Below are 13,514 nucleotides of genomic sequence, written 5' to 3' on the forward strand. Positions count from 1 at the left end.
AACCGGTATGTCTGCATCCCTGCATCCAGAGTTGTTCGAGCCCACCACGGTGGGCAGTATCGAGGTGAAGAATCATTTCGCGATGGGGCCGATGGGCCCCTTGGGGTTCGCCGATGCCGAGGGCGGGTGGAACCAGCGCGGGATCGAGTTCTACGCGACGCGGGCTCGCGGCGGGATCGGCTTGATCATCACGGGCGTGTGCCAGGTGACGAATCCCGCCGACGCCGTCCCGCCGGGCATCTTCCCCAATCCGACCCAGTCCCCGGGGGTCTTCCTCACCACGAGCCGAGACCTCACCGAACGTGTTCACGGCTATGACGCGAAGATCGTCCTGCAGGCGGGAGCGGGCTTCGGCCGGGTGCTTTTCCCGGGTGTCCTCGGCGGCCGCACGCCGGTGGCCCCGTCGGCGATCCCCTACCGATGGGATCCCACCATCACCTGCCGTGAAATGACGGTGGAGGAGATCAAGGGCGTCGTCGCGCAATTCCGGATTGTCGGAATGGTAGCACGCGAGGCCGGATTTGACGGCATTCAGGTGCACGCGATCCACGAGGGCTATCTGCTCGACCAATTCGCGATCTCACTCTTCAACCACCGCACTGATGAATACGGTGGCCCGCTGGAGAATCGGCTGCGTTTCGCCCGTGAAGTGGTCGAGGCCATTCATGAATCAGCCGGCGATGACTTTCCCGTCCAGCTCCGCTTCTCCCCGAAGTCGATGATCAAGGCCCTCGGGGTGGGCGCCATGCCGGGCGAGAGTTTCAGCGAATTGGGACGCGACATCGACGAGGGCATCGAAGCGGCCCGTCTTCTCGAGTCCTACGGCTACGAGGCCCTCGACGTCGATGTCGGCTCCTACGACGCCTGGTACTGGAGTCACCCGCCGATGTACCAGGACAAGGGCCTGTACGTCCCCTACGCGCGCCAGCTGCACGAGGCCTGCCCCGACATCCCGCTGATCGTCGCCGGACGCATGGATGATCCCGAGCTGGCGGCCGCGGCCACGGCCGACGGCACGGCGACGCTGGTCTCGCTCGCCCGGCCGACACTCGCGGACCCGGACATCGTCAACAAGCTCCAGCGCGGGCGACGCGACCTGGTCCGCCCCTGCATCTCGTGCCAGGAGGGCTGCATCGGTCGCATCGAGAAGTACTCGTCCCTGCGCTGCGCAGTCAACCCGCTCGCGGCCCGTGAGATCGAACGTCCGATGCCGCAGGCCACCGATCGCACACGGATGCGCGTCCTCATCGTCGGCGGCGGCGTTGCGGGGATGGAGGCCGCACGGGTTCTGGCCGAGCGTGGCCACATCCCGGTGCTCCACGAGGCGTCCGACCGGCTCGGAGGGGTCGTCATCGCAGGCGGCCAACCCTCGTTCAAACGGGATGACCTCGCCCTGATCGCCTGGTACGAGCGTCAACTCGAGAATCTCGGGGTCGAGGTGCACCTGGGCTCACGAGTCGACGCCGACCTGATCCGTCGGTCCGGAGCCGACCACGTCCTCGTCGCAACGGGTTCGACGCCGCAGTCCCTCGATCTCGGCGAGGGCATACCGGTCGTCGAGGCAACGGACGCCCTGCTCGACCCGGGCTCCCTGGGCGACCGGGTCGCCATCGTGGGCGGAGGCCTCACCGGCTGCGAACTGGCCATCTCGCTGCGCGAACGCGGCACCGAGGTCACGATCGTCGAGGCGCTGTCGGACGTCCTGGAGAAGAACGCGCCCCTGTGCATGGCGAACCACGTGATGCTTCACGATCTGGTCCCGTACCGCGGGGTCGAGGTACTGACCGGGGCCCGCGCGAACCGCGTCAATGACGAGGGCCTGCTCGTCACCGTCGACGGTGCGGAAAGACTGGTGCCGGCGACGACGGTCGTCACCGCAATCGGCTACACACCCCGACACGAGCTGCTGTCCGAAGTGAGAGCAGCAGGCATCCCATGCCACGTCGTGGGTGACGCGCGACGGTGCGCCAACATCATGTACGCGATCTGGGACGCCTTCGAGGTCGCCAGCCAGCTGGAGAAGTAGCTGCCCGGCCCTCCGGCGCGGCGTCCACCGGAGCCGTCGCGCCGGACATGGCCGATGCGGCCGGCTCGCCCCATCGAGCGCCCGACCGTGCAGATGACCGGCGGGCGGAGGGGCCGCGACGCCATTCGTCCTTCCCAGTGGGGGCGGGAGTGTGGAAGGATGAAAGCGCTGTTCACGCCGTAACGGCGACATCATCCCGCCAGTCCCGGAGCCCGTCGATGACGTTCGACGAGACTGGTAGCGGCCCGCCAAGGCCCGGGAGCAACGATAGGGAGTACCACATGGCCACTGGAACTGTGAAGTGGTTCAACGCGGAGAAGGGCTACGGTTTCATCGCTGTCGACGGTGCGGGGGACGATGTCTTCGTCCACTACTCCGCCATCGAGACCAGCGGTTTCCGCTCGCTCGACGAGGGCCAGAGGGTCGAGTTCGACGTCGCACAGAGCCCCAAGGGTCAGCAGGCCGAGCACGTGAAGCCGCTCAGTTGACCCACCGGCCCTCCTGACGGGAGGTCCCGCCCATGGGCGTGGCCTCCCGTCGACCATGTGGTGGGTTGCTCCTCCTCTCGCATAGGATGCTGACGACTCATTCCGGGCCGGACCGGCCCATGACACACCCGGTCGCCACGGTGCGGCGATTTCCCGTGGGGGTGCTCCGGGTGCTGAACTGGAGTGCACACGCCGATCAGGGAAGTCAGATGACCACTGGACCACGAGCCACGGGGCGCGATGATCTGCGCCGCGGACCCGCGGTGTGGGCAGGTGGCGCATCGCACGTGGGCTCCAAGACTCCCCCCAACCAGGACGCACTGGCCGTCGCGGCAACCAACGCCGCCGCACATCACAGCGCCATCGCCGCGGTCTCCGATGGTGTCTCCACCTCACCCCACTCCGAGTTGGCCAGCCAGATCGCCGTCGACGCGGCCACCGATTCCCTGATCGGTGCGCTCACCCGGCACCCGGCGACCAGCGACCCGGATGACCTGTGCCTGGCCATGCGGATGGCCGTCCTCACGGCCCAGGACGAGATCGTCGCGCAGGCCGGCCACGACATCGATGGGTACGCCTGCACCCTGGTCCTCGCGCTCTTCCACCGCGGCCTCGTGATCGTCGCCAATGTCGGGGACTCGCGGGCCTACTGGTTCGGTGACAGCGGCACGAACATGATCCTCACCACCGATGACTCGATGGCGCAATTGAGCATCTCGCTCGGCACACCACGCGAGATCGCCGAGGCGAGCGCCCAGGCGCATGCCATCACGAAGTGGCTGGGCCCCAGCTCACCGGGTCTCGACCCCACGATCTCGCCCTTCCGCGTCGCCGAACCCGGCTGGCTGATGGTCTGCACCGATGGCCTGTGGAACTACGCCTCCGACGCCGACGAACTCCGCAATGTCTTCAACCATCTTCCGGTCAGCGCCGACGCCAGCGCCGAGAAACTGTCGGTCGCGCTCGTCGACTGGGCCAACGAACAGGGCGGCCACGACAACATCAGCGTCGGCCTCATTCGCATCGACGAGGACGACCTGCGCGGTGTACCGGCCCGGGCGGCGCAGGAGCCCTCCATGGATTCCCCCGCCCGCAGCGCCGAGCCCCCGTTGCGGCGCGCGTCCACCGAGGACGAGCCGGCGGTCTCCCGGCCCGGCCCTTCCGAGGCATCGCCCCAGCCGGAACTGCCCCTGTGAGGCCTCTCCCCCGCTCCGCTGGCCGCGTGCCGCATCCTTGAGGAACGCCGGTACCGTTGAGGCCGTGGATATCAAGATCGGCATCGAGAACGTCACCCGCGAACTGTCCATCGAGACCGAACAGTCTCGCGAGGACATCACAGCAGCCCTCTCCGCGGCCCTCGCCAGCGAGAACGGTCTGCTCACCATCGCCGACTCCAGAGGCCGCCAGGTCATCGTCCCCGCGGCCCGGATCGCGTACATCGAGTTCGGTCAGGAGCATGCCCGCCAGGTCGGTTTCGGCGCGATCTGACCGCCGAACGCGGCAGGCCTCACGTGCCGAGCCCGAGACGGGCGAGGCGCTTGCCGTGCTCGACCATGAGTCTTTCGAGGAGTTCGCTGACGACGCCCAGCTCGTCACCAGCAGAGGTGATCGCATCATCGCTGTCGGCCGCGCGGGCGACGAGCGAGGTGAACTCGACCTGCCGCGCGACGAGACGCTGGATCTGGCCGACGGCCTCCGCCGCGAAGCGTCGGCCGTACAGTGACAGGGCACCTGTCGCGGTGGGATCGGCCTCAAGGGCCTCGGACAGGGAGCGCCCGGCGAAATCAGTGATGCGCCATGCGGTCGGGCCCGGCTCGATCAAGGCGGCGATCCGGTCGTCCAGCCGGTCGCCGATGGCGGCGACGAAATCGGCGCGCAGCCCGTTGACGAGCAGCGCGCGCAGCACGCAGGTGTCCCAGGTGCGAGCCCTCGTCGCGCGGGCGAAGGCGTCAAGAGCCTCACGGTATGGCTCCAGGGTGTCGACGAGCACCAGATCCTGCGCGGCGAGCTGATCGGCGATGCGCTCGAATCGGGCGAACTGGTCGGCGGCGAGCATCGCCACGTCGATGCGCTGGGCCAGCGTCGGGGCCAGCGGGGCCGAGGCGGTGAGCATCTCGAAGTCCACGAGATCGGCCTGGGCGGTGAAGCCGAGCAGGTCGGCACCGCCGGGGGGCAGTTCGATGGGACTGGGCGCACGCCCCTCGTCGTGGTGGCGTGCTGCGGCACTCTGCTGGTTGTCTGAGTTGGGGCTCACGACGCCAACATTAGCGGCCCGGGCCCGATCCGGGCGGGGCGCTGGGGCCATCATCGGGTAAAATTGTCACGGCGCACTCCCGTGCGCCGCCTGCACGATGCTCCCGGCGGTGCCGTCGTTCTCTCATCAGGCGTGCTTCCGGGCCGTACGGCGATCCCGGGTTCCGGTTTCGCACCGCACGCGCATGCAGGCCACCGAACTGCTTGTCCTCCGTTGACGCGGGGGCGGAGAACCGAGTACATGACCCTTCCGATCACTGACCCCACGGCCACCGAGAAGACCACCTTCGCCGATCTGGGCGTGGCGCCCCCCATCGTCGCAGCCCTCGCCGACAAGGGCATCGAGCATCCCTTCCCCATCCAGGAGATGGCCATACCGATCGCCCTGGGCGGCGCCGACATGATCGGTCAGGCGCGCACCGGCACCGGCAAGACCCTCGCCTTCGGCATCCCGATCCTGCAGCGCATCGTCCTGCCGGGCACGAAGGAGGCCGATGAGTTCGAAACCCTCGGCACACCGCAGGCGCTCGTCATGACGCCCACCCGCGAGCTGGCCATGCAGGTCGCCGATGACCTGGCCGCTGCCGCTGCCAGGGGCCGGGCCCGTATCACCACCATCTACGGTGGCGTCGGCTACGACGACCAGCTCAAGGCACTCGCCGAGGGCGTTGACGTCGTCGTCGGCACCCCTGGACGCCTCCTCGACCTCGTGCACCGCCGTGACCTCGACCTGTCGCACGTGAGCATCGCCGTTCTCGACGAGGCCGACGAGATGCTCGATCTGGGTTTCCTGCCCGACGTCGAGGCCCTGCTGGACCGTGCGCCGACGAACCGCCAGACACTGATGTTCAGCGCGACCATGCCGGCCGTCATCATGTCGCTGGCCCGCAGCCGCCTGAACCAGCCGGTGCACATTCGCGCCGAGAGCCAGAACGCCCAGATGACGGTGCCGCAGACGACCCAGTTCGTCTACCAGGCGCATGACCTCGACAAGCCCGAGATCATCGCCAAGGTCCTTCAGGCCGATGGCATGCACAAGATGATGGTCTTCACCCGCACCAAGCGCGCCGCGCAGCGCCTGTGCGATGACCTGCGCGACCGTGGTTTCGACGCGGCCGGGCTGCACGGCGACCTGAACCAGGCCCAGCGCGAGAAGACGATGAAGCGTTTCCGCGAGAACAAGATCACCGTCCTGGTCTGCACCGATGTCGCGGCCCGTGGCATCGATGTCGATGACGTCACGCACGTGGTCAACTACGAGGTGCCCGACAGCCCCGAGCAGTACGTGCATCGCATCGGCCGCACCGGTCGGGCCGGTCACGAGGGGATCGCCGTGACGCTCGTCGACTGGCAGGACGTCACCCGTTGGAAGGTCATCAACAAGGCCCTCGACCTCGATTTCCACGATCCGGTCGAGACCTACTCCACGAGTGAGCATCTCTTCACCGACCTCGACATCCCGGCCGGGACCAAGGGCCGGCTGCCCGGGGCCAGGTCACGCGATGAGGTCGAGCGTCGGCATCGGGCCGAGCGCGCTGCTGACAAGGACAAGGACCGCGATGGGACGCGCGGTCACCGCGGTCGTGGCGACGGCAAGCATGGCGACGGGAAGAAGCACCGCGGGGAGAAGAAGGACGGCGAGAAGAAGGCCAGGGACAAGGATCGCAAGGATCGTCCGCGCCGCAAACGCCGCCGTACCCGCAACGGTCACCCGGTCGACAGGGAGAGCACCGAGTAGAACGGGCCACGGGGCGGCCCAGGCCGTGGTCGCCGGCATTGCCCCGGCGGGATTGACTCCCGCCGGGGCAATGCCCGAACCGAGACGTCGGCGCGGCGCCCCGACACGAATTCGGGCTCAATAGTTCATCTTCATGGCGATGCGCACCTCGTCGAGGGTGGCGTCGGCCACGTCGTTGGCGCGCTCGTTCCCGGCGTGCAGAACCTCGCGCAGATAGCCGGGGTCTGCGACCAGCTCGGCGCGGCGCGCCCGGATCGGCGCGAAATGATCGTTGAGGGCCTCGGTGCAGGCCTTCTTCAGACCTCCCCCGCCGCCGTCACCGATCTGCTCGGCCACGGCCTGCGGGCTCTGCCCGCTGGCGAGAGCGGTGAGCAGCACGAGGTTGGAGACCTCGGGGCGATTCTCGGGATCGTAGGTGATGTGCCGGTCCGAGTCGGTCTTGGCCTTCTTGATGAGCCTGGCCGTCTCGTCAGCGGTCATGCCGAGCTCGATGGTGTTCCCCCGTGACTTGCTCATCTTCTCCCCGTCCAGGCCGAGGATGGCCGGGGAGGAGCTGAGCAGGGCGTCGGCCTGCGGGAAGACGGGGGCCTCGGGCACGGCGCGACCGTAGCGCTCGTCGAAGCGGCGGGCGATGAGCCGCGTGACCTCGATGTGCGGCAGCTGGTCCTTGCCGACCGGCACGAGGTTCGCCTTGCAGAACAGGATGTCTGCGGCCTGGTGCACGGGAAAGGTGAGCATGAGACCACTCATGGCCCGGTTCCCGGAGTGCTCCAGCTCGTCCTTGACGGTGGGGTTGCGGTGCAACTCGGGCTCGGTGACCAGGCTCAGGAAGGGCAGCAGCAGCTGGTTGAGCGCGGGGACGGCGGAGTGGGTGAAGATCATCGTCCGTTCCGGGTCGATGCCGCTGGCCAGGTAGTCGGCGATGCCGCTGTAGACGTTCTCCTGGATGGCGCCGACGCCCTCCCGGTCGTAGATCACCTGGTAGTCGGCGATGACGAGGAAGGATTCGACGCCGGCGTTCTGCAACCGCACGCGGTTGGCGATGGACCCGAAGTAGTGGCCGATGTGCAGGCGTCCGGTGGGCCGGTCACCGGTCAGCACGCGGTAGCGCTGCGGGTTCTTCTCGATGTCGGCCTCGATGGCGTCGCTGCGTTCCTGGCTGGCGCGCAACGAGCCATCGGCCGGATTGGTGACCGTGTTCGTCTCGCCCTTGGTGGTTTCCGGCATGTTGTCCCTTCCCTGCGCCCTGATCGGCGGCCGCCGAGCATGACGAAGGACCGCCGCGAGCGGCCGTTGTCGTCAATGGAGAAATGCACGATGGCCGCGTCAGCGGCGCCGCCAGCACCGTGCGCACGCTGCTGGGATGCCCGGGCTCATCTGCATGCGCTGCAGTCTACTCGCCAGGACCCTGGCCTCGCGGCAGGAACCGGGCATCGGGCAACGTCGCGACGGAGGCCACCGGATCACAACCGGTTGAGAATCTGCTCGACCGTGCCGAGGTCGCCGCCGCGGGCAATGATGCGCGTGGTGATCTCATGAAGAGCCGATGGCCTGGTCGTCTCGCAGCCGATCTCGTGGCCGGTCTTCCCCGTGCCGTGGTAGTCCGAGGAGCCGGTCCGGATCAGCCCCAGGCGGCCGCCGAGGTCGAAGAGCATGAGCCGGGTCTCCTGGTCCTGATCGGGGTGGTCGATCTCGATGCCGTCCAGGTCGTGTTCGCGGACCAGCTGCGTGATGAGTTCGGCCGTGACCTTCTCGCGGTTGCCGCGGATCCACGGGTGGGCGAGGACCGCGACTCCGTGGGCTGCATGGACGAGATCGATCGCGCGCCCCAGCTCCAGCGTCTCGCGTTCGACGTAGGCGGGGCCGCCGTTGTACAGGTAGGAGGCGAAGGCATCGTCGCGATCGGTCACGTAGCCCTTGGCGACGAGTGCGTCGGCGATGTGGGGGCGACCGATCGTCACGGCAGCCTGGGCCTGCTCGGCGACGTCTGCCTCGGTCAGGTGCATGCCCAGGGCGTCCAGTTTCGCCAGCATGTCACCGACCCGCGTCGCCCGGGACACCCGCATCCGCGCCAGCTCACCGCGCAGCGGCTCGGCCCAGGGATCACATCCGTAACCGAGCAGGTGCACCTGCGCGTCTTGGCTGTGAGTGCTGATCTCGACGCCGGGCAGCACCGCGACACCGAAACGACGACCTGCCTCCTCGGCCTCGGTCAGGCCGTCGAAGCTGTCGTGATCGCACAGCGCCACGACCGAGACGCCGCCCCGCTGGGCGGCGCGCACCAGCATCGTCGGACTGTCGGTGCCGTCTGAGACATTGGAGTGGGTGTGCAGGTCGATTCGCATGCCTCCATTCTGCCCTCCCCCGCGCCGGGGCCGTCCCCAACCATGGCGCCGGCGGGCTCCGCGCGACCCGGCACAATAGGGGCATGGATCTGAATGTTCGTCACGAGTACGCGGCCTCCCCCGACGCCGTGCACGCGATGCTCACCTCCCCCGAGTACTTCTCCGGTCTCGGCCAGCGGTCGGGCGCCACCGTCCTGCTCGAGAACCAGGGCAATGTCAGTTCCCTGCAGGTGCAGGCGAAGGCCCCCGAGCAGGTCAAGGCCATGGTGGGCGAGACGATCAGTCTCAACACCCGCATCCTGTGGGAGCGTGACGGTGAGGGCTGGAAGGGCGTCGCCGAGGCCGCCAAGCTCAAGGTTCCGGCACAGATCTCCGCCCGCGTCACCGTACAGCCCGGCGGTGCCGGCACCATCGTCGAGTACTTCCTGGCGGTCTCGGTGACGATTCCCTTCATCGGCAAGAAGGTCGAGCAGATGGCCGAGCCGCGCATCCGCGCGGCGCTCGACGCCCAGAAGGGCAGCGGTGACGCCTGGCTCGCCGGGCACGGCGACTGACCACCCTCACCGGCGGGGCCCGTCCCGGTGGGCTCCTGGAGCGTCGGTTGCTGAGGCGCACTGGGACACCCAGCCGGCGAGTTCGCTGACGTCATGCCACAGGAGCGGCTCGCCGAGCAGCTCCTGCACGGCAGCCGCCCCCCAGGCCTCGTCGATGCCCAGCCCGGCCGCCGCCCGCGCGGCTGCCGTGGTCTCGACCCGGTCATCGTCGGTGAAGAAGGCCTCCACCTGGTTCGGTTCGAGCCGGCTGAGCGTGGCAGCACCGTTGGCCGCATCGGCGCCCGCGGCCGGCTCGCCGATCGTGGCGGCCGGAACCTGGGCGGACAGCACGAGCCGGCGCCCAGTGCGCGCCAGCGCGCTGACGGACGCCACCTGAAGCGCCGCGAGCTCAGCCTCCTCACTGGCGGGGGCGACCTCGAAGGTGCGGCACAGGGCATGGTTCGCCACGATGACCGGCAACGGGCCCGGCAGCGGTTGGTGCTGCTCGCTCAGGCGTCGTACCTGGGCCTCATCGACGGGCACGAACACGATCTGGCGTGTCTCACGGCGCTGGTCACTCATTGGGGCCTCCTCGACCCGAAGTTTTCCACACATCGTCCGGAGGCTGGCGCAGTGCCCGACTGGCCAGGCAGGCTTGACCCATGGCTGCCCCCACTCCCGCGACCGATGGGCACCGCACCATCTGGCACTCCGAGGACGGCACGCTGCTCATCAGTGCAAGCCCTGCGCGTCCGCGGACGAACGCGCCCAGCCGGTCCAGCGCCGCGGCGGCATCACGGTTCGCGCTCGCGCTCGCAGAGGTGCTGGCAGGTCGACGTCCCGCCGCCCAGCTCGCGCCCCTGAGCAGGCCGAGCACCATCAACGAACTCGTCCGCATCCAGGCTGAGCGTCCCTTCACCGGCGCCCGGCTGCACTCCCTCCACATCGGCAATTCCGCCTCGGCCCGTTCAACCGAGGTCGTCGCCTGCTACGAGTGGCGCCCGGGCGGAGGTCGTGGCGCCAGGCTCGTGTGCGTCGCCTATCAGATGAGGCGTACCGACAGCGGCTGGGTCTGCCGCGAACTGACGATCGGCGTCCCGAATCTCGGGCGCGCCGATGCGCACCAGCCCCGGTGAACGGGCACCGGTTCCTGCTGTCGGCGGGCCAGGCGGTTCAGCGGACGTTGGGGTTCTTGCCGTGGCAGTGCTTGAACTTCTTGCCCGAACCGCACGGGCAGGGCTGGTTGCGCCCGACCTTGGCGTAGGGGTCCGTCTCCGCCTCGTCACCGTCGGCGCCGCGCTGTTCGGCGTCGCCGCTCTCGCCGGGCGCCGAATACGTCATCCTGCTCGGACGCTGATCCTCCAGACCCTTGATGATGGCGCGGACCCTCGGCTGTTCCTGTTCCTCGTCCTCGTCGGCCCTGGCCGCCCTGCCCAGCAGCGCCGCCGCATCGACGACCCCGCCATCGCCGTCATGCCGCTCGCCCACGACCGGGGAGTCCTGCGTCTCGACCTCAATGTTGAACAGGTAGCCGACAACCTCCTCCTGGAAGGCGTCGCGCATCGCGTCGAACATATTGGCGCCCTCGCGCTTGTACTCGACGAGCGGGTCGCGCTGGGCCATGGCGCGCAGGCCGATGCCCTCCCTCAGGTAGTCCATCTCGTACAGGTGGTCGCGCCACTTGCGGTCGAGCACGGTCAGCCAGACCTGGCGCTCCAGCTCGCGCATGACGTCCTCACCGAGATTCGACTCGCGGGTGTCGTAGGCCTTCTGGGCGTCCTCCTTGAAGTCGTCGATGAGTTCGGAGGCCTCCTCCACGTCCACGTAGTCGGACTGGTCCAGACCGACCGGGTAGAGCTGCTTCATGTCGTTCCACAGCGCATCGAGGTCCCACTCGTCGGCGAAGCCCTGGGTGTGCAGCTTGACGGTGGCGGCGACGACCCGGTCGACCGTCGAACGCAGCATGCCCTCGACGTCGGCGCCCTCGAGCACCGTGCGGCGGTCTCCGTAGATGACGTGACGCTGGCGGTTCATGACGTCGTCGTACTTGAGGACGTTCTTGCGCATCTCGAAGTTCTGGCCCTCGAGTTGTTTCTGGGCACTCTCGATCGACTTGGTCAGCATGCGCATCTCAATGGGCTGGTCATCCGGCAGGTTCATGGTGGTCATGACCCGTTCGACGGTGTCCGCCTTGAACAGGCGCAGCAGGTCGTCCTCGAGGGAGAGGAAGAAACGGCTCTCCCCCGGGTCGCCCTGACGTCCGGAGCGGCCGCGCAGCTGGTTGTCGATGCGCCGGGACTCGTGGCGCTCGGAGCCGATGACGTACAAGCCGCCCGCCTCGATGACCTCCTCGTGCTCGTCGGCGACCTGCTCGTCGAATTCCTTGATGGCCTTGTCCCACTCCGCCTCGTAGCCGTCCGGGTCGGAGACGGGGTCGATGCCCTTCTTGCGCAGTTCCTGATCGGCCATGAACTCCGGGTTGCCGCCGAGCATGATGTCGGTGCCTCGGCCGGCCATGTTCGTGGCGACGGTGACGGCGCCCTTGCGGCCGGCCTGTGCGACGACAGCGGCTTCCCGCGCGTGCTGCTTTGCGTTCAGTACCTGGTGGACGACACCGGCCTCGCGCAGACGCCGGGACAGTTCCTCGGACTTGACGACCGAGGCGGTGCCGATGAGCACCGGCTGTCCCGCCTCGTGGCGCTCCACGACGTCCTCGATGATGGCGTCGAACTTGGCCTCCTCGGTGCGGTAGATCAAGTCGGACTGGTCGGTGCGGATCATCGGCTTGTTCGTGGGGATCGGGATGACGCCGAGGCCGTAGATCTTCTGGAACTCGTCCTCCTCGGTCTTTGCCGTGCCCGTCATGCCCGAGAGCTTGTCGTACATGCGGAAGTAGTTCTGCAGGGTGATCGTGGCGAGTGTCTGGTACTCGTCCTTGATCTGCACGCCCTCCTTGGCCTCGAGCGCCTGGTGCAGGCCCTCGTTGTAGCGGCGGCCATCGAGCACTCGCCCGGTGTGCTCGTCGACGATGAGCACCTGGCCCTTGATGACGACGTAGTCGCGGTCGCGCTTGAAGAGCTCCTTGGCGCGGATCGCGTTGTTCAGGTAGCCGATCAGCGGGGTGTTGACCGACTCGTAGAGGTTCTCGATGCCCAGGTCGTCCTCGGTCATCTGGATGCCGTGGGCCAGGACCGAGACGGTGCGCTTCTTCTCGTCGACCTCGTAGTCGACGTCGGGGCGCAGGCGACGGGCGAGACGGGCGAACTCCGGGTACCAGCGCTTGTTCTCGGCAGCCGGACCGGAGATGATCAGCGGGGTCCGGGCCTCGTCGATGAGGATCGAGTCGACCTCGTCGACGATGGCGAAGTTGTGCTCGCGCTGGACGCAGTCGGCGAGTTTGAGGGCCATGTTGTCGCGCAGGTAGTCGAAACCGAATTCGTTGTTGGTCCCGTAGGTGATGTCGGCGTCGTAGGCCTTGCGGCGCTCGGCGGGTTTCAGGCTGGACAGGATGACGCCGGTGTCCAGCCCGAGGAAGTGGTGCACGCGCCCCATCTGTTCGGACTGGGACTGGGCCAGGTAGTCGTTGACGGTGACGACGTGCACGCCCTTGCCCTCGAGGGCGTTGAGATAGCTCGGGGCGAGGGCGACGATCGTCTTGCCCTCACCGGTCTTCATCTCGGCGATGTTGGCCAGGTGCAGCGCCGCGCCCCCCATGATCTGGACGTCGAAGGGGCGCTTGCCGAGCACCCGGTTCGTCGCTTCGCGGACCGTGGCGAAGGTCTCGGGGAGAAGATCGTCGAGGGACTCGCCGTTGTCAAGGCGCTGGCGGAAGTCGGCCGTCTGGCCGCGCAGCTCCTCGTCGTCCATGGCGAGGTAGTCCTCCTCGATGCTGTTCACCTGGTCGGCGATGCGCGCCAGCCGTTTGAGAGTTCGGCCTTCACCGGCATGAAGCAGGCGATCCATGAAGCTCACGAGTCGGTTTCCTCTCGACAGTGCGTGGAGCCGCGCACACAAGCGCAACCATTCCCACCCATCTTATGCACGCCTGCCCCCACGGCCAGTGGGGAGCGACGCGGCACCGGCTGGGCCCGCGGGGACGCCGGCCCTTGAACGAGCGCCGGCCCGGGCGCC

12 protein-coding genes are annotated in these 13,514 nt (G+C 68.0%); 7 read left to right on the top strand and 5 right to left on the bottom strand.

Annotation, left to right across the window (positions count from 1 at the left end; all coding sequences use genetic code 11):
• The first annotated feature begins 7 nt into the window (after positions 1-7).
• From PROPJV5_RS01375 to PROPJV5_RS01390, 4 genes are all read left to right on the top strand, one after another.
• Positions 8-2,026, top strand: coding sequence for an oxidoreductase (locus PROPJV5_RS01375; protein ID WP_119714539.1), 2,019 nt, complete (start codon positions 8-10; stop codon positions 2,024-2,026).
• Positions 2,027-2,307: 281 nt separating this feature from the next.
• On the top strand, positions 2,308-2,514 hold the full coding sequence (locus PROPJV5_RS01380) for a cold-shock protein (RefSeq protein ID WP_119714540.1): 207 nt from the start codon (positions 2,308-2,310) through the stop codon (positions 2,512-2,514).
• Between the two features lie 209 nt (positions 2,515-2,723).
• On the top strand, positions 2,724-3,710 hold the full coding sequence (locus PROPJV5_RS01385) for a PP2C family protein-serine/threonine phosphatase (protein WP_182858521.1): 987 nt from the start codon (positions 2,724-2,726) through the stop codon (positions 3,708-3,710).
• Between the two features lie 64 nt (positions 3,711-3,774).
• Entirely contained in the window at positions 3,775-4,002 is a 228-nt protein-coding gene (locus tag PROPJV5_RS01390; protein ID WP_119714542.1) for a DUF3107 domain-containing protein, read from the top strand.
• 19 nt (positions 4,003-4,021) lie between these two features.
• On the opposite strand, the gene PROPJV5_RS01395 is transcribed toward PROPJV5_RS01390, so the two are convergent.
• The gene (locus tag PROPJV5_RS01395) at positions 4,022-4,768 is read right to left on the bottom strand and encodes a ferritin-like fold-containing protein (RefSeq protein WP_182858522.1); all 747 of its coding nucleotides are present in this window, start codon (positions 4,766-4,768) and stop codon (positions 4,022-4,024) included.
• A gap of 240 nt (positions 4,769-5,008) precedes the next feature.
• Here PROPJV5_RS01395 and PROPJV5_RS01400 point away from each other — a divergent pair, with 240 nt between their 5' ends.
• Positions 5,009-6,505 carry a DEAD/DEAH box helicase gene (locus PROPJV5_RS01400; protein ID WP_119714544.1) on the top strand — a complete coding sequence of 499 codons (1,497 nt, stop codon included), beginning with the start codon at positions 5,009-5,011 and terminating at the stop codon, positions 6,503-6,505.
• 117 nt (positions 6,506-6,622) lie between these two features.
• On the opposite strand, the gene trpS is transcribed toward PROPJV5_RS01400, so the two are convergent.
• Together trpS and PROPJV5_RS01410 are read right to left on the bottom strand one after the other, a co-directional pair.
• Positions 6,623-7,732 carry a tryptophan--tRNA ligase gene (gene trpS / locus PROPJV5_RS01405; RefSeq protein ID WP_119714545.1) on the bottom strand — a complete coding sequence of 370 codons (1,110 nt, stop codon included), beginning with the start codon at positions 7,730-7,732 and terminating at the stop codon, positions 6,623-6,625.
• Between the two features lie 236 nt (positions 7,733-7,968).
• Positions 7,969-8,850: a PHP domain-containing protein gene (locus PROPJV5_RS01410; RefSeq protein WP_119714546.1), complete on the bottom strand. Its 882-nt coding sequence runs from the start codon at positions 8,848-8,850 to the stop codon at positions 7,969-7,971.
• Positions 8,851-8,933: 83 nt separating this feature from the next.
• Here PROPJV5_RS01410 and PROPJV5_RS01415 point away from each other — a divergent pair, with 83 nt between their 5' ends.
• Positions 8,934-9,404, top strand: a complete 471-nt coding sequence (locus PROPJV5_RS01415; protein ID WP_119714547.1) for a DUF2505 domain-containing protein — start codon at positions 8,934-8,936, stop codon at positions 9,402-9,404.
• 6 nt (positions 9,405-9,410) lie between these two features.
• On the opposite strand, the gene PROPJV5_RS01420 is transcribed toward PROPJV5_RS01415, so the two are convergent.
• Positions 9,411-9,965, bottom strand: a complete 555-nt coding sequence (locus PROPJV5_RS01420; protein ID WP_119714548.1) for a DUF6912 family protein — start codon at positions 9,963-9,965, stop codon at positions 9,411-9,413.
• A gap of 80 nt (positions 9,966-10,045) precedes the next feature.
• Between PROPJV5_RS01420 and PROPJV5_RS01425 the strand changes: the two genes are divergently transcribed.
• Positions 10,046-10,519: an Rv3235 family protein gene (locus tag PROPJV5_RS01425; RefSeq protein ID WP_119714549.1), complete on the top strand. Its 474-nt coding sequence runs from the start codon at positions 10,046-10,048 to the stop codon at positions 10,517-10,519.
• A gap of 37 nt (positions 10,520-10,556) precedes the next feature.
• On the opposite strand, the gene secA is transcribed toward PROPJV5_RS01425, so the two are convergent.
• A complete protein-coding gene (gene secA, locus PROPJV5_RS01430) occupies positions 10,557-13,355 on the bottom strand; it encodes a preprotein translocase subunit SecA (protein WP_476704271.1) in 2,799 nt (932 codons plus the stop codon).
• Between the last annotated feature and the right edge of the window lie 159 nt (positions 13,356-13,514).

Origin of the sequence: Propionibacterium ruminifibrarum, from assembly GCF_900289195.1 — a bacterium.
Taxonomy (GTDB): Bacteria; Actinomycetota; Actinomycetes; order Propionibacteriales; family Propionibacteriaceae; genus Propionibacterium; species Propionibacterium ruminifibrarum.